Raw genomic sequence first — 19,137 nt, forward strand, 5'->3', positions numbered from 1 at the left:
GGCGGCTGGGATTTGGGGGTCAGGTTGAAACAGGTCGCGCGGAGGCTCAGCCGATGACGGCGAGCACGTCGTCTTCGCGCAGGACCTTGTACTCGACGCCTTCGCTCTTGTACGAGCTGCCGGCGTACTGGCCGTAGATGACCTTGTCGCCGACCTTCAGCGACGGCGCGCGCACGTTGCCGTTGTCCAGCGGCTTGCCCGGGCCGACGGCCACGACCTCACCCTTGGTGGACTTTTCCTTGGCCGAGTCGGGGATGACGATGCCACCGGCGGAGATTTCGTCGGCTTCGATCGGCTTGACCACAACGCGGTCGTGCAGCGGCTTGATGCTCATAGGAGACCTCTTAAGTGATTGATTGGTCTAAAAAAGTCCGGCGATGTTAGCACTCACCCCAGGCGAGTGCCAGAACCGCACGTGAAGAAACCCGACAACGTCGGGAGCAGGGCAGAGATGGAGCCCCGCGCCCTCCTTTCAAGGGTGGCATCAAAAAAATTTTTCCCGCCCGTGTCGCTTGGCGCTGGTCGGGATCCCGTCAATTTCGGTGACAAGCGTCGCACTGTCAGATATCTGACGTTCATTTACGACAAAGTGTCACTGGATCGGCCTTAGGCTCGACCGGGCATTCCCAATCACAAGGAGGAGTCGATGCGATTGCTGTCACCGCTTGCCGCGGCCTGCCTGCTGGCCCTGGCCGCTGCGCCGGCCCAGGCCGAGGTCTTCATCAATGAACTGCACTACGACGACAGCACCGCCGCCGGTGACGTCGGCGAAGCGATCGAGGTCGTGGCCACCGCCGGTGAGGACCTGTCCGGCTACCGCCTGTACCTGTACAACGGGTCCAACGCATCGGCGGCCGTGGTCTACGCCAACACGCCGGTCCCGGCCGGCACCGCCGCCGGCTGCGGCAGCGCGACCATCGCCGTGGTCAACTACCCGACCAACGGCATCCAGAACGGCCCGAACGATGGCATCGCGCTGGTCGATGCCAGCGGCAAGGTGGTCCAGTTCCTCAGCTACGAGGGCACCATCACCGCGTCCGGCGGCCCCGCCGCAGGGATGACCAGCCAGAACATCCCGGTGGCCGAGACCAACAGCACGGCACCGGGCACGTCGCTGCAGCTGACCGGCAGCGGCAGCCAGTACGCCCACTTCACGTGGGCCGAATCGGCCGGCCAGACGTTCGGCAGCTGCAACAACGGACAGACCTTCAGCGGCGGCGGCACCCCGGGCCCCAACACGCCGCCGTCGGTGTCCACCACCACCCCGGCGCAGGGCAGCAGCACCTTCCCGGCCGCCGCCGACCTGGAAGTGGTGTTCAGCGAAACGGTGAACCTGGCCAGCGGCGCCTTCGCCCTGAGCTGCGGTACCTCCGGCAGCGTGCCGCTGACCTTCCCGGCCAGCGGCCGCAGCGTGAAGCTGTCCACCAACACCGCGCTGGTGGCCGGTGAAGCCTGCCGCTTCGACATCCGCGCCGCACGCATCACCGACCTGCAGGGCGCACACCCGGCCGCCGACAGCCGCATTGCCTTCACCGTGGCCAGCACCGGCGGCAATCCGGACCCGGGCAACCCCGGCGTGCCGGCCGGCTATTACTCCAAGGTCAACACCAGCAGCCCCAGCCAGCTGCGCTGTTCGCTGCACGCCACGATCAAGGGCCATACCGCCTATCCGTACAGCGGCTCGGGCACCAGCACCTGGACCATCCTGGAAATCGCCGACGAGGATCCGAACAATTCCGGCAGGATCCTGGATGCGTATCGCAACCACAGCTACGCCAAAGTGACCGATCGCGCCGGCAGCGGCAGTGGCCTGAAGTACAACCGCGAGCACACCTGGCCGAACTCGCTGGGCTTTGCCACCACCACCGGTGACAAGGGCCTGCCGTACGCGCCGTATACCGACACCCACATGCTGTACCTGACCGACGCGCAGTGGAACGCCGATCGTGGCAACAAGCCGTTCGGCAAGTGCGACGCCAGCTGCGGCGAGCGCGCCACCGAGGCCAACAACGGCCAGGGTGGCGGCAGCGGTGGCTATCCGGGCAACTCCAACTGGGTGCGCACGCCGGACGGCAACACCGGCACCTTCGAGGTGTGGGGCAAGCGCAAGGGCGACATGGCGCGTGCGGTGATGTACATGGCGATCCGCTATGAGGGCGGCAAGGATGCGGCGACCGGCCAGTCCGAGCCGGACCTGGAGCTGACCGACGACCGCAGCAAGATCGTCAAGACCAGCAGCTCACCGGCCTACATGGGCCTGCTGTCGACCCTGATCGACTGGCACCTGTCCGACCCGCCGGATGATGCCGAGCGTGCGCGCAATGACGTGGTCTACAGCTTCCAGGGCAACCGCAACCCGTTCATCGACCACCCCGAGTGGGCCACCCCGGCCCTGTTCACCTCGGCCAAGCCGGCCACCTGCCAGCTGGCCAACTGACCGCGCAACGCAGCGGTCCACGGCCGCCGCCGGGCCCTGGCCCGGTGGCGGCCCTATACTCGACGGTCATGTCGACCGTCGATCCCGTCCTGCTGCTGTTGACCACCTGCCCGGACCGGGCCAGTGCCGAGCGCATCGCGCACGCGCTGGTCGGCGAGCGCCTGGCCGCGTGCGTGACCCGCCTCGATGGCGCGCAGTCGACCTACCGCTGGCAGGGCGAGGTGACCACCGACGCCGAGCTGCAGTTGCTGGTGAAAACCACCGCGAGCCGCGTCGATGACGCGATTGCCCGGATCGTCGAACTGCATCCGTATGAACTCCCGGAGTGCATCGCGGTCGAAGCCCGGGCCGGCCTGCCGGCGTATCTGGATTGGATCCGGGCACAGACCCGGGAGGACACTGATTGAAGACTCTGTTTGCGCGTGGCGCCGCCCTGTGCGCCCTGTTGTGGCTCTCGCTGCCCGCCTTCGCCCTGGATGAGAAGGACCTGCTGCCGGTGGACCAGGCGTTCGCGCTGACCGCGACCGCCCCCGAACGTGGCCAGGTGCAACTGCAGTTCAAGATCGCGCCGGGCTATTACCTCTATCGCCACCGCACCAGCGTCAAGGCCGACCCCGCCTTCAATGCCGGCGCGCTGCAGATGCCCAAGGGCGACCGCCACCACGACGATTTCTTCGGCGAGGTCGAAACCTATCGCGAGCGCCTGCAGGCCACCCTGCCCGGCACGCCGACCGAGGCCGCCGGCACCATCAGCCTGGAAGTGCGATACCAGGGCTGTGCCGATGCCGGTGTCTGCTACCCGCCGCAGAAGCGCGTGGTGCAGGTCACCCTGCCCGGCGCCGGCGCCGCGTCCGTGCCCCCTGCCGCGCGTACCGGTGCGGCGAACCCGTTCAACAACCCGCTGGCCGGTGCCGGCAACAGCGGCGGCCTGCGCCTGCCGGGTGCGGCCAGCAACAGCCAGGCGCTGCCGCTGCCGTCGGAACAGGCATTCGGCTTCGATGCCATCGCCAGCGATGGCAACACCCTGCTGCTGCGCTTCAGCCCGGCGCCGGGCTATTACCTGTACCGCGACCGCACCTCGCTGAAGCTGGAAGGCAGCGCCGGCGTGCTCGCCGACGCCCCGCGCTGGCCGGCCGCGCAGTCGCATCGCGACGAGCACTTCGGCGATGTCTCGGTCTACTTCAACCAGGTGGAAGTGCCGCTGCCGCTGCGCCGCACCGTCACCGACGCGGTCGACAGCACCCTGGTGGTGACCTTCCAGGGCTGCCAGACCGATGGCATCTGCTACCCGCCGATGACCCGCCGGGTCAAGCTGTCGATTCCGGCCGGCAAGCTCAGCACGGGCAGCGATCCGGCGCCAGCACGCACTGCGATGGCCAGCCCGCTGCCGGCCGCCGGTGCGCCGCGCGAATCCGCCGATGGCGCGCCGCTGCGCCTGCTGCCGACCGTGCCCAACGAGAACGCCGCCGCTACCGCTGCCGGCAGCGCGACCGCGGGCACTGCATTCGCCAACGATGCGCGCGGTGACAACGCACTGCGCACGCGGCCGCCGGTGACGACGCCGAATCCGGATCGTTCGTTCGTCTGGGTCCTGCTGCTGGCGCTGGCCGGTGGCCTGGTACTGAACCTGATGCCCTGCGTGCTGCCGATCCTGTCGCTGAAGGTGCTGAGCCTGGCGCAGAGCGGCGAAAGCCCGCAGCGTGCGCGCAGCCATGCGCTCTGGTACACGCTGGGCGTGCTGGTCGCGTTCGCGGTGATCGGTGCGCTGATGGTGGGCCTGCGCGCGCTCGGCAACGCCGTCGGCATCGGCTTCCAGTTGCAGCACCCGGGCGTGGTGGCCGCACTGGCCTACATCATGTTCGCGGTGGGCCTGAGCCTGTCCGGCGTATTCACCCTCGGCGGTGGCATCGGCAACCTGGGCCAGTCGCTGGCCAGCCGCAGTGGCCCGGCCGGTGATTTCTTCACCGGTGCGCTGGCCTGCGTGGTCGGCAGTGCCTGTGTCGGTCCGTTCATGGGCGGCGCGATCGCCTACGCGTTCATTGCCCCGCCGCTGAAGGCGATGACCGTGTTCCTGTTCCTCGGCCTGGGGCTGGCCCTGCCATTCCTGCTGATCGGCTTCGTGCCGGCGCTCGCACGCCGCCTGCCCAAGCCCGGGCCGTGGATGGAAACGCTCAAGCACGTGCTGGCCTTCCCGATGTACGCCACCGCGCTGTGGCTGCTGTGGGTGCTGGGCAAGCAGCGTGGCGTGGACGGCATGGCACTGGTGCTGGGTGGCCTGCTGCTGTTCGCCTTCGGCCTGTGGCTGTTTGAACGCAACCGCTGGACCGGCTCGCGTGCGGTGACCCTGCTCGGCGTGCTGCTGGCGATCGGTGCGCTGGTTCCGGCCTGGGGCGTGACCCAGCTGGCACCGCCGGCGCGGGCCGCACAGGCCGCCAGCGACAACGTGGTCGAGTATTCGCCGCAGTTGCTGGACCGCCTGCGCGCCGACAACCGCGTGGTGTTCGTCAACATGACCGCCGACTGGTGCGTGAGCTGCAAGGCCAACGAACGCGCGGTGCTGTCACGGCCGGAGTTCAAAGAACTGCTCAAGCGCACCAACGCGGTGTACATGCGCGGTGACTACACCAACGTCGACCCGCAGATCACCACGTTCCTGGAGGAGCACAAGGCGGTGGGCGTGCCGCTGTACGTGGTGTACGGCCCCGGCGCGCCGCCGACCGTGCTGCCGACCCTGCTGACCCAGGCGGTGGTCGAGGAAGCGCTGCTGCGCACCGCACGATGAAGTGGCAACGGCCCGCGCTGCTGTGGACAGCGGTGCTGGCCGCCGGCCTCGGCCTGTGGGCCGGGCATCGACTGTCACCCGCCCCGCCTGCACCCGCCACGCCAGCGACGGCTTCCACAGCCACTGCCGCGACGCCCACGCTGCAGGTGGGCGATCAACTGCCGGCGCTGACCTTGCCGGACCTGGCGGGACAGCCCCTCGACCTGCGCCAGCGCTTTGCCGGCCGCACGCTGCTGATCAATGTCTGGGCCAGCTGGTGTGCGCCCTGCGTGGAAGAGATGCCCGAGCTGGCGCGCTTCGCCGATGCGCAGGGCGATAACGGCGTGCAGGTGCTGGGCCTGGCGCTGGATACCGCGGACGACGTGCGCGGTTTCCTGCAGCGGGTGCCGGTGGAGTACCCGATCGTGATCGAGACCCCGGGGCCACGCGATGCCAGCGTGCAGCTGGGCAATGTGCAGGGCCTGCTGCCTTACAGCGTGCTGTTCGATGCGCAGGGGCGGCTGGTCAAGGCGAAGCTGGGGCCGTTCGCCCAGGGCGAGATCGACCGCTGGGTGAAATGAGGGATCGACAGCACCGCGCCCTGCACCTGCGGTAGTGCCGGCCGCTGGCCGGCAATTTCAACTGCGGGTAGTGCCCGCCGCTGGCCGGCAATTTCAACAGCAAAAGCAAAAAGCAGGCATTCCGTGGGATGGCGGGGCACTGCGGGTGGTCAGGACACGCCGTAACCGGACCCATCCCGTCATCCCACGGAATGCCCGCTGTTGCTGTTGCGTTGGCTGTTGCTTCCGAGATTGCCGGCCAGCGGCCGGCACTACCACGGGTGCCGGGCCGCGCCCGGCCGCTGGCCCCTGCTTGACCGCAGGCAAGGCGCCACGGAGAATTCCGCGACTAATTCTCATTTGCTGTTGCGCAGGATGCGGGCGGCAGCCTCCCGGGCCCTCCTCCTTCGATGTTCAAGAACGTCCTGTTCCAACTGCACTGGCTGCTGGGCATCACCGCCGGTGCCGTACTGGCCGTGATGGGCCTGAGCGGCGCGACGCTGTCCTTCGAGGACGAGCTGCTGCGCGCCGCCAATCCCGGCTTTGCCGAGATCGCCGCGCACCATGCCGACGGCCAGCAACCGCTTGCCCTCAGCGAGCTGGTGCCGCTGCTGCAGGTCGGCAGTGAACGCCCGCTGCAACGCCTGCGCGTGGACGCCACCGGCCAGCGGCCGTCGGTCGCACGCTTTGCCGGCGGGAAGGAACACTGGGTGTACTTCGATCCGTACAGCGGTGAGCGCTTCAGCACGCTGCGCGGACAGGCGTTCTTCGACTTCGTCGAGGATCTGCATCGCCACCTTGCCGCTGGCGACCGCGGCAAATGGGTGACCGGCGGCTGCGCCATCGCCCTGCTGTTCTTCACCTTGTCCGGGCTTTACCTGCGCTGGCCACGGCGCTGGTGGCACTGGCGCAGCTGGCTGGCGATCGAGTGGAAACGCAGCGGCCGCGGCTTCCTGTGGAGCCTGCACTCGGTGCTTGGCACCTGGGTGCTGCTGATCTACCTGATGAGTGCGCTGACCGGCCTGTGGTGGTCGTTCGACGGGTACCGCAGCGCTGCCAATTCCCTGCTGGGCGTCGCGCCGGCCGCCAGGCACAAGGTCGATCCCGATGCCGCCCTGGACCTGGAGCGCATTGAAACCACGCTGTACGCCCTGCCCGGCGTGCGCACCGGCTACATCGACCTGCGCCTGCCGGAGAAGCCGGGGCAGGCACTGAACGTGCGGGTGATGGCCGGTGATCCATCGCAGCGCGGTGGACAGCATGACCGCGCACACGACGTGCTGCAGCTTGACCCGGCCACGGGTGCGGTGCTTGAGGCGCGCCCGTATGCACGCCAGGGCGCGGGCGGCCAGCTGGCCACGAGCGTGTTCGCGCTGCACTCGGGCAGTTACTTCGGGCTGCCCGGGCGTGTCGTGGTGATGCTCAGCAGCGCAGCCATGAGCGTGTTCTTCATCACTGGCTGGCTGCTGTACCTGGATCGCCGTCGCAGCCAGCGCCTCGCGCGAGGGTTGCGCCAGTCGCTGACACCGCCGGTCGCCGACGGTGAGGGCACCCCGTGGCTGGTGCTGCATGCCAGCCAGAGTGGACTGGGCGAACAGCTGGCGTGGCGTGCGGCCGCGCAGCTGCAGGCCGCTGGCCAGCCGGTACAGGTGCTGCCGCTGGCTCGGATCGACGCCGCCCAGCTGCAGCAGGCATCGCAGGCGCTGCTTGTGCTGAGTACGTTTGGCGATGGCGAGCCACCGGATGCAGCGCGGCGCGCGGCACGCCAGCTGATGGCGCAGACACCGGACCTGTCGGGCCTGCGGTTCGGCCTGCTCGCGCTGGGGGACCGCCAGTATCCGCGTTACTGCGGCTTCGGCCGCCAGGTCGATGGCTGGTTGCTCGACAACGGCGCGCGCCCCCTGTTCGAACGCATCGATGTCGATGCTGCGGCCGTTCCGGCCCTGCGCCGATGGCAGCAACAACTGGGCGCGCTGACCGGCATCGTCACCGATGACAGCGTGCTGCCCGCTGCCACGCAGATGCATGAGTGGCGACTGCTCGGGCGCGAACGCCTCAACCCGGGCAGCCTCGGCGGGGCCATCTGGCGTGTGCGCCTTGCGGCGCCAGGCACGGTGCAGTGGCAGGCCGGCGATATCCTGCATATCGCGCCCCGCCACAACGCGCAGCATGCCAGTGCCGTGCTGGAGGCACATGGGCTGGATCCGCTGCTGCCCCTGCTGGAGGACGGCCAGCCGCGCACGCTGCTGGCACTGGCCAGTGAACGCGAACTGCCCGGCGCCGACGCCGCACTGGCGGTGCAGGACCCTGGCCTGTGGCTGTCCGGATTGCCGCTGCTGCCAGGGCGCGAGTATTCGATCGCATCCGCGGCCGACGATGGCGTGGTGGAGCTGGTGGTGCGGCTGGTGCATGACACGTCCGGCCGTGCCGGGCTCGGATCGGGATGGCTGACGCTGCATGCGCCGATCGGCGCCAGCATCGTCGCCCGGGTGCATCGCAATCCCGGTTTCCATCGCCGGGGCGATGCGCCGATGGTGCTGGTCGGCAACGGCACCGGTATTGCCGGCCTGCGCAGCCTGTTGCGCGAAGCCGCCCATGCCGGCGAGCACGGGCACTGGCTGTTGTTCGGCGAGCGCCAGCGGGCACACGACTTCCTGTTCGCCGACGAGATCGAGGCCTGGCAGGCGCAGGGCCATCTGGCGCGGGTGGACCTGGCGTTCTCGCGCGATGGCGACGGTGGTTATGTGCAGGACCGCCTGCAGGCGGCCAGCGATACGCTGCGCGACTGGCTGCAGCGCGGCGCGGTGATCCATGTCTGCGGCTCGCTGCAGGGCATGGCCGAAGGTGTGGACCAGGTACTGCGTGGCGCGCTGGGCGAGGACGCAGTGGAAACGCTGCTGGAAAGCGGACGCTACCGCCGCGACGTGTACTGAACGATTCGGTGGTGCCGGCCAGCGGCCGGCACCACCGGCAGAGTCAGGCCGCCGCGCGCGCCTGTGGCATCGACTGCAGGCGGAATGCGCCCACTGCTTCGGCCAGGGCATGCACCTGCGCCTGCATCTGCGCCGTCGAGGCACCGGCCTCTTCCACCAGGCTGGCATTGCGCTGGGTGCTGGCTTCCATCTGCACGATGGTCTGCTTCACCTGCGCAATACCTGCATGCTGGTCCTGCGACGCACGACGGATGCCGGCAAGCAGATCGGCCAGCTGCTGCACGCTGCCGACGATCTCCCCCATGGTCGCGCCGGCCTGCCCGGCCTGAAGGTTGCCTTGGCCGGCACGCGCCACTGAATCTTCGATCAGCCCCTTGATCTGCTTGGCCGCCTCGGCACTGCGCTGCGCCAGCAGGCGCACTTCTGCAGCCACCACGGCGAAGCTTCGGCCCTGCTCGCCGGCGCGCGCCGCTTCCACCGCCGCGTTCAGGGCAAGGATGTTGGTCTGGAAGGCAATGCCATCGATCAGCTGGGTGATGTCGCCGATCCGCCGCGAGGCCTCGCTGATGCCGTGCATGGTCGCAACCACCTGCCCAACCGCCTCACCACCACGCCGGGCCACTGCCGCCGCGCCCTGGACCAGGGCATCGGCGCGACCGGCGGCGTCGGCAGTGCGGCCCACGGTATCGGTCAGCTCATGCATCGAGGCGGCGGTCTCCTCCAGATTGGCGGCCTGCTGTTCAGTGCGCTGCGACAGGTCATGGTGACCGGCAACGATCTCGCCGACACCGGCATCGAGGCTGGAGGCTGCCTGCTGGATGCGGGTGACGATGTGGCCCAGCTGCGCGACGGTGGCGTTGGCATCGTCGCGCATGCGCGCGAACACCCCCTGCAGTTCTCCTTCCATGCGCACGCTCAGATCGCCACGGGCCAGTGCGGCCAGCAGCACCTGCAGGTCGCCGAGATTGCTTTCGAAGGTGGCCAGCAGGCGATTGATGCTGGTGGACAGCGTGCGCACGAAGCCCTGCTTGCCGTCCAGCCCGATGCGGCCGTGCAGGTCGCCCTGTGCGGCGGCATCGACCAGCGCTGCCACTTCGGTCTCCAGCAGGGTTTCCAGCGCACGGCTGCGCCACTCCACTGCCACGCCGAGGAATTGTCCTTCGTCGATGATGGCATTGGCGATCAACTGGTAGCGGACGCCGGCATGGCTGATCTCGCGCTCCTCGCGCTGGCGCATGCCGGCCAGGCTGGCCAGCGCCGGATGCAGGCGCACGGCTTCGCCGCCAAGCAGCGCTTCGGCCGGGCGTTCCAGCTGCTGCAGCAGCGCCGGATTGGCATAGGCCACCCGGCCTTCGGCATCGATCACCATCAGGCCGGCCTGCGCACTGTCCAGTGCCTGGCGCACGCGGGTGTTGCCGCGCGCCACGGCACGCTCGGTCTCGATGCGTGCGCGCAGGCGCTGCTGCATCTCCACCAGGCGCTGGGCCAGCTGGCCGATCTCATCGTTGGCGTTGTACACACGCAGCGTGGTGTCCAGGCGGTCGTCGGCGATGTCGCTGGCGAAGCGCAGGGTGTCCTGGATCGGCTGGCGCACCGCCCGCCGCACCAGCACCAGGCTGGTGATCAGCACACCGGCAACCAGCAGCAGGGTCAGCGCGAACAGTACGCTCATGGCGCGGGCCCCGGCCTGCTGGCGCGCCTGTGCATGGGCCAGCGCGGCGACCTGCGCCTGCTGGAACGCGGCCAGCGCCGGGGCCACGGTGGCAGCGGTATCCAACAGCGACTGCGCCTCCACGTCCAGGCCAACGCGGGCAGCGGTGTATGCCAGCACGGCGGCCTGATACGCCTCCATCCCGCTGCGCAGGGTGTCCTGCGCATCGGTGGGCAGGCCCGCCAGCGCGAGGTCGAACGGCAGCTTTTCCTCGCTGGCGCGGTCGGCGTGGGTGGAATCCCCGTCGAGCAGCAGCAGCGCTTCCTGGCGACGCATCTTCTGCAGGGACAACGCCAGCGACGGCCGTTGCAGCGCATCCACCTGTGCCTGCAGGGTGTCGGCCGCCTGCTGCAGTTGCGCGGCGAGGCCCGCATCACCACGCCCCATCTCATCGACCCGTTCGAACAGGGCAGCCACACCCTGCGAAAACGCGCCGGCGGCCTCGGTCAACGCCTGCAGCGCCTTGCGCCGCCCGGCATCCATCGGCATCGCGCGCAGCGCCTGCAGATCGAGCTGCAGCGCTTTCTGCGTAGCCAGCAGCTGCGCGCGGTCGGCATCGTCGAAACTGCGCGCATACTGGGTCTGCAGACGGCGCGCCTCGGCCACCCGCGTAGCCAGGCTCGCGGCCAGGTCGCTGCCGCGCTGGTAGCTGGCCTGGCTGCGCGCCGCCTGTGCGCTGGCATGGCCGGTCCAGGCGTAGACGGCGGCGATCGCAACCAGGCCCAGGCCGCACACCCACAGCGTGGCCTTGAGCTTGTTGGCCACGCTGAGCCGGTGCGGTTGCAGCCACAGCAGCAGGCCGGGGGATGCCGAGCGCAACGCGGCAAGGCGCGTGCGCACGGACCGGAGGTGGGGGACAACGGCCGACATGACAGACTCCAGGCGGAAAGACGCACCTGTATCGGCCTGAACCTGAGCGACTTTAGGGCATTTTCCTCCCAGCGCCACCGGCGGCGGGGGACGCGCTCTTTGTACCGGGCACAGGCGACGGCGGCATGACACCGCCGCCGCGCTTGACCTCAACCCCGGTTGCGGGAGCACAGTGGACCTCCCCTCCCCCCCGGTGACTGCATGACGACGCTCGATGTCCCCCGCTACCTGCAACGCCTGGAGCTGGATGCGCCGCCACCGCTGACGCTGGCGGGCCTCACCCTGCTGCAGCAGCGCCACAATGCGCTGCTGCCGTTCGAGACCCTCAGCTGCCTGTTGCGCGATGCGGTGCCGATCGACCTGGACAGCGTGCAGCGCAAGCTGCTCGACGACCGCCGTGGCGGTTACTGCTTCGAACTCAATGGCGGCCTGCTGGCGCTGCTGCAGGCGTTGGGATTCGATGCGCAGCCGTTGAGCGCGCGCGTACTGCTGGCCGCCCAGGACGGCGAACTGACCGCGCGCACCCATCTGCTGCTGCGCGTTGAGGTGGACGGCGATGACTGGCTGGTGGATGCCTGTTTCGGCAGCCTCACGCCGACCGTGCCGCTGCGCCTGCATGATCCAAAGCCGCAGGCCACGCCGCACGAGCGCTATCGGCTGCGGCGACTGCCCGGTGACGGTGATTTCGTGCTGTCGGCCGAATCCAGCGATGGCTGGCGGGCGATGTACCGCTTCGACCTGCAGGCACCGGCACCGATCGACAACGTGGTGGGCAACTGGTACGTGTGCACGCATCCCGATTCCAGTTTCCCCGGCCAGCTGCGCGCGTCACTGACCGGGCCGGACTGGCGACGCACCATCGGCAGCGGCAACTACACCGAATACCGCCCCGGGCAGGCACCGGACAAGCGCCCGCTGCATGATGTTGGCGACGTGCGCGAGGTATTGCAGCAGCGCTTCGGCCTGCGGTTGCCGGACGATCCACGGCTGGATCCGGCGATCAACGACTGGCTGCAGCGTTCGCGCGCCGCGACGATGTAGCGGATGCACGCGCAGCGTCGTGCCATGCCTGGCGGGCGGCGTCATCAACAGCCGCCGGGCATGGGCTCGGCGCTACGGCATCCTGCGCGCCTGCAGCGCAATCCGGTTGCCTTCGCTGTCCACTATCTCGGCCACGCGCCAGTGGCCGGCATCGGCCGGGCCGAAGCGCAGCCCCGCGCCCGCCGTCAGCGCGCGGCCGAGGCTGGCGTCCAGGTCAGCAACCCCGATGTAGATGCGCGCCCCGTGCTCGGACGACTGGTAGTCGGCTCCCTGCACCAGCGCCATGCTGGCGCCGGCGGCCTCGTCGGCAAACGGCAGGTAGGCCATCCTGCAGTCATGCAGCAGGATTGGGGCGTCCACCACCTGCAGCCAGTGCTGGTAGAACGTGATGGCCCGGGCCAGGTCACGGACCGGTATCTCGACGTGCAGAAGCGGATTCATGCGCGCAGCTTAGCCGGATACTGACACTCCCTTGCAGGGCAGCGCTGGCATGCTGGACGGCCCCTTCCCTGCGGAGTCCTGCATGTCCCTGGCCGAACACCGAAGTGCGCTGGCACCGCTGGGCTTTCTGCGCGTGGCCATCAACCTGGGCAATCCGGTCCTGGCGCAGGGCGATGCGCGTTCACCCCGCGGGCCGTCACTGGAACTGGCCACCGCACTGGCGCAACGCATCGGCGTGCAGGCACGCTTCCGCTGTCACGACGCCGCAGCCTCGGTGGTCGCTGCAGCCAGCGAGGATGGCTGGGACCTGGCCTTCCTGGCCATCGATCCGGCGCGCGCCGACCGCATCGCCTTCAGTGCGCCCTACGTCGAGATCGAAGGCACCTACCTGGTGCGTGAGGACAGCCCTGCACGGCAGGTTGACGACCTTGACCGCGAGGGCCTGCGCATCGCGGTCGGGCGCGGGGCGGCCTACGACCTGTTCCTCAGCCGCGAACTGCGCCACGCCACGATCGAGCGGGCCGAGACGTCGGCAGCGGCGATCCGCCTGTTCGCGCAGCAGCGCCTGGATGCCGCCGCCGGCGTGCGCCAGCCGCTTGCCGCCTGGGCGCAGGCACACCCGGGCCATCGCGTCCTGGCCGACCGCTTCACCGCGATCCAGCAGGCCGTGGCGGCGCCGGCTTCGCGCCCGGCCGAAGCGTTGCAGGCCCTGTTCGACGAGGTGGAGGCGATCAAGGCCGGCCCGTTGCTGGAAGCCGCGTTCGGCCGTGCCGGGCAAGCGGTGACGCTGGTCCGATGACGGTAGCGTCGAGCCATGCTCGACGTTACAAGCGCGCGTTTTCCATGTGCCGCACGTGCTCGTCGGCCTGTGCGTGCAGCCAGTCGCGGAAGGCAAGGAAGCCGCGATGACGGGCAGACCGCTGCGGATAGACCAGCCAATGGGGCCAAGCCGTTTTCAGGCGCTGGCTGGACAGTGCCACCAGCTGGCCGGAGTCCAGCAGCAGGCGCGCGCGCGTCACCCGCCCCAGCGCCACGCCTACCCCGTCCAGTGCCGCGCGATGGTGCGCCTCCGAATCATCCAGAACCGCCACAAAACGCGACGGAGGGCGCTGACCGCTCAGTGCAAACCATGCGCCCCACGCACCATCGGGGTCTCCCAGCAGCGGCCATTGGTTCAGCGGCACCCGGTCGGTCCCTCCCATGCGTTCGATCAGCGCCGGGCTGGCCATCGGCAACAGCCACTCATCGAACAGCGGTTCCACCACCAGGCCCGGCCATTGCCCGCTGCCCAGCCGCAGGGCCGCGTCGAACTGGCGCTGCCGCTCGAAATCGACCAGGCGTTCGCTGGACTGCAGATTGATCTCGATCTGGGGGTGTGCTGCCACGAAGTGTCCCAGGCGCGGCACCAGCCACGCCGAGGCCATCGACGGCACCGCACTGATCGTCAGCACGTGTTCGGCGCGCGCGGCATAGGGTTGGAAGGCTTCGTTGATCGCATCCAGATGCGGGCCCACCTGTTCCAGCAGGCGCTGGCCCTCCAGGGTGAGGGTGACGCCACGCGGCTGGCGGACCAGCAGCGGGTGCCCCAGGCGCTCTTCCAGCTGGCGCATCTGGTGGCTGAGGGCGCTGACGGTCAGGTTCATCGCCGCCGCCGCGCGCGACAGGTTGCCCAACCGTGCGGCGGCCACGAAGCCCTGCAGGGCGTGAAGCGGGGGACGGGACATCCGGCTTGAATTCCTCTCAAGGCTAGCTTGCGGAAATGTCGCTTTTTCGGCCCCCATGCTGCCCGTATCGTGCAGTCCACTCAAGTGGAGGCACGCTCATGAACATCTTCGGCAGCCTGTTGTTCCTGCACGGCCATGTGACCAACGCTGAACTGGCGCGGCAGCTGGCCAGCCCGTCTCCGGCCCCGCCGCGGCATGCACCGCAGCCGTCCGTGCCAGCGCCACGCCCGCGCTCCCGCTGAGGCCGTTCGCTCAGCGGACATACCAGCGCTGAACGTGTTCGGGCAGCCACGGCATCGGATCGATGTCCAGCGCCCGCACTCCGTCCAGCGTGTCGCGCAGGGCGCGCTCGCCCGGCCCGCCGGGCATGCGCAGGCCTTCGTCTTCCGGCAGCTGCACCGCCGCCCAGTCGTGCAGCCGGTCCAGGCGCAGTTCCCATGCGGCCCGCAACCATGCCCGCAGCGGGTAGCAGCGGTAGCCCTGGTCGTTCAACGCCTCGACGGCGATCAACAGTGCCTGGTTGGCACCGCGCACCCACTCTGTGTGCCCGCCGGCCTTGTCGTGCACCGTCATCGGCGCCGGCGCGCGGTGTGCCTTCAGCGGCGTGCGCAACCGGAGCTCCAGGTCGCGGGCCTCGCGCTCGTTCTCGGCCTCCACCAACAGGCCCGCATCGAGATCGAAGAACTCGAACCAGCGCCGGTGCAGTGCAGTGATGCGCCCCAGCGGATCACGGGAGAAGCCGATCTTCGCGTAATCCTCCCATGCGCAGGGGAAGACATAGGCAAAGACCCGGCCGTCGGTACGGATATCCGCGTGCATGTGCGCAGGCTGCCTGTGCTGCAGCCCGGACGCAACCGGGCGTTACCGTGGGCGCGGCAGGCCTTCCTGCACCGCGGCCGTCAGGTCCGCAACGGCCGCAGGCCGCGCTTCGATGGTGCAGCTTCATGCAGCCGCAGCGGACTATCCTTGCCGATCGCCCCTGTCATCGGCCATTGCCATGCCGTCTCCTGCGCCTGCACACCTGCCGGTCTCATCGATCACGCTCGAGGCCGGCTCCTTGGCGGTGATCCACCAGCACCATGCCGACACCGCGCGCCAGCCGGCATCGCTGACCAAGCTGATGACGGCCTACGCCACCTATGCGTGCGTTGAAGGGCGCGGGCGCTGCTGGGACGACGCCGTCACCATCGCCGCCGAGGATGTGCATGCCGTAGCCGATGATGAAACACGCATGGGCCTGGTCCCGGGCGAAACGATCACGCTGGCGCGCCTGCTGGAAGGGCTGATGGTCGTCTCCGGCAATGATGCCGCGCTGGCGATCGCGCGCCACCTGGACGGATCGCAGGCCGCATTCCTGCAGCGCATGAACCACCACGCGCACCAGCTCGGCCTGCGCAGCACCTGGTTCGCCAGCGTCTCTGGCATCACCACGCCGCATCACGCCTCCAGCGCGCGCGACATGGCGGTGCTGGCCGCCTGCCTGCTGAACGATCATCCGCAGATACTGGCGATCACCGCGCAGCGCGCGTTCGCGCATCGCAGCGTCAACCGCAGCAACCAGAACGCCCTGCTTGGCGAGGACGGCGTGGATGGACTGAAGACCGGCTATACCCGGGCCGCAGGCTTCTGCCTGGCGGCGACCGCCTGCCGGCCAGTACCTGGGCGGGAGCAGCCAGTGCGCCTGGTCACCGTGGTGCTGGGCTCCGGAAGCCGCGACGCGCGCGACGCGCTGGTGCGCGACCGCCTGGCCGCAGGATTCGCTGCACTGGCCACCGCCTGAGCGGCGGTGCGCCTCAGCGCCGCTTGACCGTGGCCACGATCAGCCGCTGCAGCTCGGCTTCGGCGTTGGCCTTGTCCAGCGCGCCTGCCATCACGCCCTCCGACAGGGTCTCGGCGGCGCCGAGGATGGCCCAGCGCCCCGCCAGCGGCACGGTGCCGTCGGCGGCGAACGGCCCCAGCCAGACCTGGCAGTTGTCGATGAAGTCCTGCTGGTAGCGCCGACGTACCTCATGGAGTTCCGGCGCGCCCACCAGCGCAGCGAGGATGCCCTGCACTTCACTGCCCTGGCTGAGGACGCAGTCGATGTAGCCGGAGGCGATGGCCGCCGCACGATCGGCCAGTTGTGCCCTGGCACGGCCGATACGCTCGTGGAAGACCACGGTCTGCCGCCCGTCATAGTCATCGTAGAGCGCCGCCAGCAGTCCATTGCGGGTCACGAAGTGATCGTAGGCCACCGGCTTGGTCACACCGGCCGCCTCGGCCAGCCGCCCCAGCGTCAATGCGTCGGTGCCTTCTTCGCCGATCAGCGACCAGGCCACGTCCAGCAACTGGCGGGCGCGTTGCTCGCGGGTCAATCGGCGGCGCGTGGGGGCGGCGTGGGCGGGCATCGGCGGAACACGGCGATCAGTGCGTCGGAGCCCCGATTTTACGGCCGATCGCCAACGCGGTCTGCAGATGCGCGTCAGCCGCACCGGTATCGGCGTCCAGCAGCAGATCGGACGACAGCACCGGCGCACCGCAGTAATCGAAGATGCCCCTGTCGATCTGGGTCTTCATCGCCGCAGCGTAGCCACGGCGTTCGACCATCTCCGCGCCGGCGCCGCCGAGGGCCACCAGGTGCACGCGCAGCCGCTGCAGCTTCTTCTGCACTTTGCCGTCGGCGCCATCCTGGTAGGCCCAGCCCTGGGTGAAGACGCGGTCGATCCATCCCTTCAGCACTGCCGGCAACGACCACCAGTACAGCGGATAGACCAGCACCAGCGCATCACTGGCATCCAGCCGAGCGTGCTCGGCCGCGACATCGGCAGGCACCGCGCCGGTGCCGCGGAACAATGCCTGGTCGTGGCGGTTGAAGCGCGGATCGAAGCCTTCGGCGATCAGGTCGGCGTAGGCCACGGTGTTACGGCTGTCGGCGCCGCAGATGGCGTCGCCGATGCGATGCGCGATCGCGTGGGTGAGTGAACCGGGTTCCGGGTGGGCAATGACAATCAGGCTGTGCATGAGGTGCTCCGCAATCAATACCTACCAATAGTAGGTAGCGGATCGCGGGATACCAGCGTCATGCGTGGGATGCTGTTTTCGTGTCCGCCGTATAGTGCGTCGATTGCCCGGAGGAGGTTCGAGGATGCACGCACGCCTGTCTGCGCTGTTGCTGGCCCTGCTGTGGGCCGTGCCCGCATGGCCGGCCCTGGCCGGTGAACTGGGCCCGGCCGAATCGGCCGCCCTGCGCCAGGATGCGCAGGCGATGATGGCGGCATTCGCGCGCGGCGACACCGACCTCATCATCGCGCGCACCCATCCCAGCCTGAAGCAGCTGGCCGGAGGCAACGAGGCCTATGCACAGATGGCCCGCGACACGGTCAAGGCGCTGCGCAGGGCCGGGGTCAGCGTCATCAGCGATGAAGCCGGTGTACCGGGCCGCACCTACGCGGCCGGCGACGAAGAAGTCTGCTTCGTGCCGCGCCGGTCACTGCTGCGCGTGCGCGAAGCACCGATGCGCAGCACCTCGTTCCTGGTCGCCGTGCGCCGCACCGGTACAACGCAATGGCGCTACCTGGACGGCGCGGCGATGCTGGACAACCCGGCACTGCTGCGGCAGCTGCTGCCGGCGCTGGAGCCGGGCGTGCCGCTGCCCAGCGGTGGGATGGAAGCGCTGTAGTCGTATGCGCGCGTCCCTCCACGCACGGGGTGGCTCCGTTGCAAGCCTGGGCGTGCGTCAGCGGAACAGCGCGTTCAACGCCGCGCCCGAAGCCGCCTGCTGCAGGCCATCGAAGCGGCCGTCCTGCATGATCGGCTCGACGGCCTGCATCAGCCCACCCCATGCCGCGCGCGCCAGCGCACCGCCCAGGCTGATCCGGCGCACGCCGAGGTCGGCCATCTCCTGCAGGCGCAGCGGTGTCGGTCCCCCCACCAGCAGGTTCACCGGCGTCGAGCCCGCAGCGGCGACCACGGCACGGATCTGCTCGCGCGTGCTGATACCCGGGGCGTACAGCACATCGGCGCCGGCCTCGGCATAGGCGCGCAGGCGCCGCAGGGTGTCCTCCAGGTCGGGCACGCCAACGAAGAAATTCTCGGCGCGCCCGACCAGCAGCACGTCGGCCCCGGCACGGTCGATGGCCGCACGGGCGGCGCGCAGTCGCTCCACTGCCTGGTCGATCGGACGCAGCGGTGCATCGGCCACGCCGCTGGCATCCTCGATCGACAGCGCCGCGATACCGGTGTCGATGGCCGCCGCCACCGCCTCTTCCACTGCCTGCGGCGTTGCGCCGAAACCATCGCCGAAGTCGGCATTCAACGGCAGCGACGTCGCCGCCGCCATCAGGCGCAGATGGGCCAGCGTGGCCTGCAGCGAAACCGCGCCATCCGGCCGCCCTTCGCTCCAGGCACAGCCGGCGCTGGTCGTCGCCAGCGCCTGGAAGCCTTGCCGCTGCAGGTAGCGGGCGCTGCCCACGTCCCACGGATTGGGCAGCACGAAACAACCGCGCGCATGCAGCTGGCGGAAACTCGCGCGCTTGCGCTGGGTGTCGGCATCGAGCGGGGTCATGGCGGGCTCCTGGGCGGCAGTCCTGCACCCTAGCCCGCCCCGCGGCGGCACTCAATCACGGCGTGGGCCAACCTGCATGAGGTGATGCCGCCTGCTTATTGGACGCCGCCGGGTGC

At 69.3% G+C, this 19,137-nt stretch carries 17 protein-coding genes; 9 read left to right on the forward strand and 8 right to left on the reverse strand.

The features are described 5' to 3' along the window. Positions 1-46: 46 nt before the first annotated feature. On the reverse strand, positions 47-334 hold the full coding sequence (locus tag AC5P9C_RS08875) for a co-chaperone GroES (protein WP_005411227.1): 288 nt from the start codon (positions 332-334) through the stop codon (positions 47-49). 312 nt (positions 335-646) lie between these two features. Here AC5P9C_RS08875 and AC5P9C_RS08880 point away from each other — a divergent pair, with 312 nt between their 5' ends. The 5 genes from AC5P9C_RS08880 (at position 647) to AC5P9C_RS08900 (ending at position 8,691) form a co-directional block, all read left to right on the forward strand. Beyond that, on the forward strand, positions 647-2,437 hold the full coding sequence (locus tag AC5P9C_RS08880; protein WP_049470929.1) for an endonuclease: 1,791 nt from the start codon (positions 647-649) through the stop codon (positions 2,435-2,437). Between the two features lie 68 nt (positions 2,438-2,505). Continuing rightward, positions 2,506-2,844 carry a divalent-cation tolerance protein CutA gene (cutA, locus tag AC5P9C_RS08885; RefSeq protein ID WP_049470927.1) on the forward strand — a complete coding sequence of 113 codons (339 nt, stop codon included), beginning with the start codon at positions 2,506-2,508 and terminating at the stop codon, positions 2,842-2,844. Continuing rightward, complete coding sequence (locus AC5P9C_RS08890; RefSeq protein WP_343542255.1) at positions 2,841-5,219, forward strand: protein-disulfide reductase DsbD domain-containing protein; 2,379 nt, start codon at positions 2,841-2,843, stop codon at positions 5,217-5,219. The genes cutA and AC5P9C_RS08890 overlap by 4 nt, the downstream gene beginning before the upstream one ends. Then, complete coding sequence (locus AC5P9C_RS08895; RefSeq protein ID WP_049470924.1) at positions 5,216-5,779, forward strand: TlpA family protein disulfide reductase; 564 nt, start codon at positions 5,216-5,218, stop codon at positions 5,777-5,779. The genes AC5P9C_RS08890 and AC5P9C_RS08895 overlap by 4 nt, the downstream gene beginning before the upstream one ends. A gap of 389 nt (positions 5,780-6,168) precedes the next feature. Then, positions 6,169-8,691, forward strand: a complete 2,523-nt coding sequence (locus AC5P9C_RS08900; RefSeq protein WP_343542254.1) for a PepSY domain-containing protein — start codon at positions 6,169-6,171, stop codon at positions 8,689-8,691. Positions 8,692-8,734: 43 nt separating this feature from the next. On the opposite strand, the gene AC5P9C_RS08905 is transcribed toward AC5P9C_RS08900, so the two are convergent. Continuing rightward, positions 8,735-11,272, reverse strand: coding sequence for a methyl-accepting chemotaxis protein (locus AC5P9C_RS08905; RefSeq protein WP_414615273.1), 2,538 nt, complete (start codon positions 11,270-11,272; stop codon positions 8,735-8,737). Positions 11,273-11,473: 201 nt separating this feature from the next. On the opposite strand from AC5P9C_RS08905, the gene AC5P9C_RS08910 reads away from it, so the two are divergent. Further along, positions 11,474-12,313: an arylamine N-acetyltransferase family protein gene (locus AC5P9C_RS08910; RefSeq protein ID WP_343542846.1), complete on the forward strand. Its 840-nt coding sequence runs from the start codon at positions 11,474-11,476 to the stop codon at positions 12,311-12,313. Positions 12,314-12,385: 72 nt separating this feature from the next. On the opposite strand, the gene AC5P9C_RS08915 is transcribed toward AC5P9C_RS08910, so the two are convergent. Then, positions 12,386-12,754 (reverse strand): VOC family protein, encoded by a 369-nt coding sequence (locus AC5P9C_RS08915; protein ID WP_495205148.1) that lies wholly within the window; start codon positions 12,752-12,754, stop codon positions 12,386-12,388. A gap of 82 nt (positions 12,755-12,836) precedes the next feature. Between AC5P9C_RS08915 and AC5P9C_RS08920 the strand changes: the two genes are divergently transcribed. Beyond that, complete coding sequence (locus AC5P9C_RS08920) at positions 12,837-13,553, forward strand: transporter substrate-binding domain-containing protein (protein WP_312580700.1); 717 nt, start codon at positions 12,837-12,839, stop codon at positions 13,551-13,553. A 25-nt stretch (positions 13,554-13,578) separates the two neighbouring features. On the opposite strand, the gene AC5P9C_RS08925 is transcribed toward AC5P9C_RS08920, so the two are convergent. Then, positions 13,579-14,478 (reverse strand): LysR substrate-binding domain-containing protein, encoded by a 900-nt coding sequence (locus tag AC5P9C_RS08925; protein WP_049470912.1) that lies wholly within the window; start codon positions 14,476-14,478, stop codon positions 13,579-13,581. Between the two features lie 252 nt (positions 14,479-14,730). Further along, positions 14,731-15,297: a GIY-YIG nuclease family protein gene (locus AC5P9C_RS08930; protein ID WP_343542841.1), complete on the reverse strand. Its 567-nt coding sequence runs from the start codon at positions 15,295-15,297 to the stop codon at positions 14,731-14,733. A gap of 178 nt (positions 15,298-15,475) precedes the next feature. Here AC5P9C_RS08930 and AC5P9C_RS08935 point away from each other — a divergent pair, with 178 nt between their 5' ends. Next, on the forward strand, positions 15,476-16,258 hold the full coding sequence (locus tag AC5P9C_RS08935; RefSeq protein ID WP_057495257.1) for a D-alanyl-D-alanine carboxypeptidase family protein: 783 nt from the start codon (positions 15,476-15,478) through the stop codon (positions 16,256-16,258). Between the two features lie 13 nt (positions 16,259-16,271). On the opposite strand, the gene AC5P9C_RS08940 is transcribed toward AC5P9C_RS08935, so the two are convergent. Then, positions 16,272-16,865 carry a TetR/AcrR family transcriptional regulator gene (locus AC5P9C_RS08940; RefSeq protein WP_329851740.1) on the reverse strand — a complete coding sequence of 198 codons (594 nt, stop codon included), beginning with the start codon at positions 16,863-16,865 and terminating at the stop codon, positions 16,272-16,274. A 16-nt stretch (positions 16,866-16,881) separates the two neighbouring features. Next, positions 16,882-17,478 carry an NAD(P)H-dependent oxidoreductase gene (locus tag AC5P9C_RS08945; protein WP_057494889.1) on the reverse strand — a complete coding sequence of 199 codons (597 nt, stop codon included), beginning with the start codon at positions 17,476-17,478 and terminating at the stop codon, positions 16,882-16,884. 124 nt (positions 17,479-17,602) lie between these two features. Here AC5P9C_RS08945 and AC5P9C_RS08950 point away from each other — a divergent pair, with 124 nt between their 5' ends. After that, positions 17,603-18,136: a hypothetical protein gene (locus AC5P9C_RS08950; RefSeq protein WP_154331266.1), complete on the forward strand. Its 534-nt coding sequence runs from the start codon at positions 17,603-17,605 to the stop codon at positions 18,134-18,136. 57 nt (positions 18,137-18,193) lie between these two features. Here AC5P9C_RS08950 and AC5P9C_RS08955 read toward each other — a convergent pair whose 3' ends face one another. Beyond that, positions 18,194-19,021: an isocitrate lyase/PEP mutase family protein gene (locus tag AC5P9C_RS08955; RefSeq protein WP_049470899.1), complete on the reverse strand. Its 828-nt coding sequence runs from the start codon at positions 19,019-19,021 to the stop codon at positions 18,194-18,196. Positions 19,022-19,137: the final 116 nt, after the last annotated feature.

This window comes from Stenotrophomonas sp. YJH_SMC_10 (assembly GCF_059371555.1).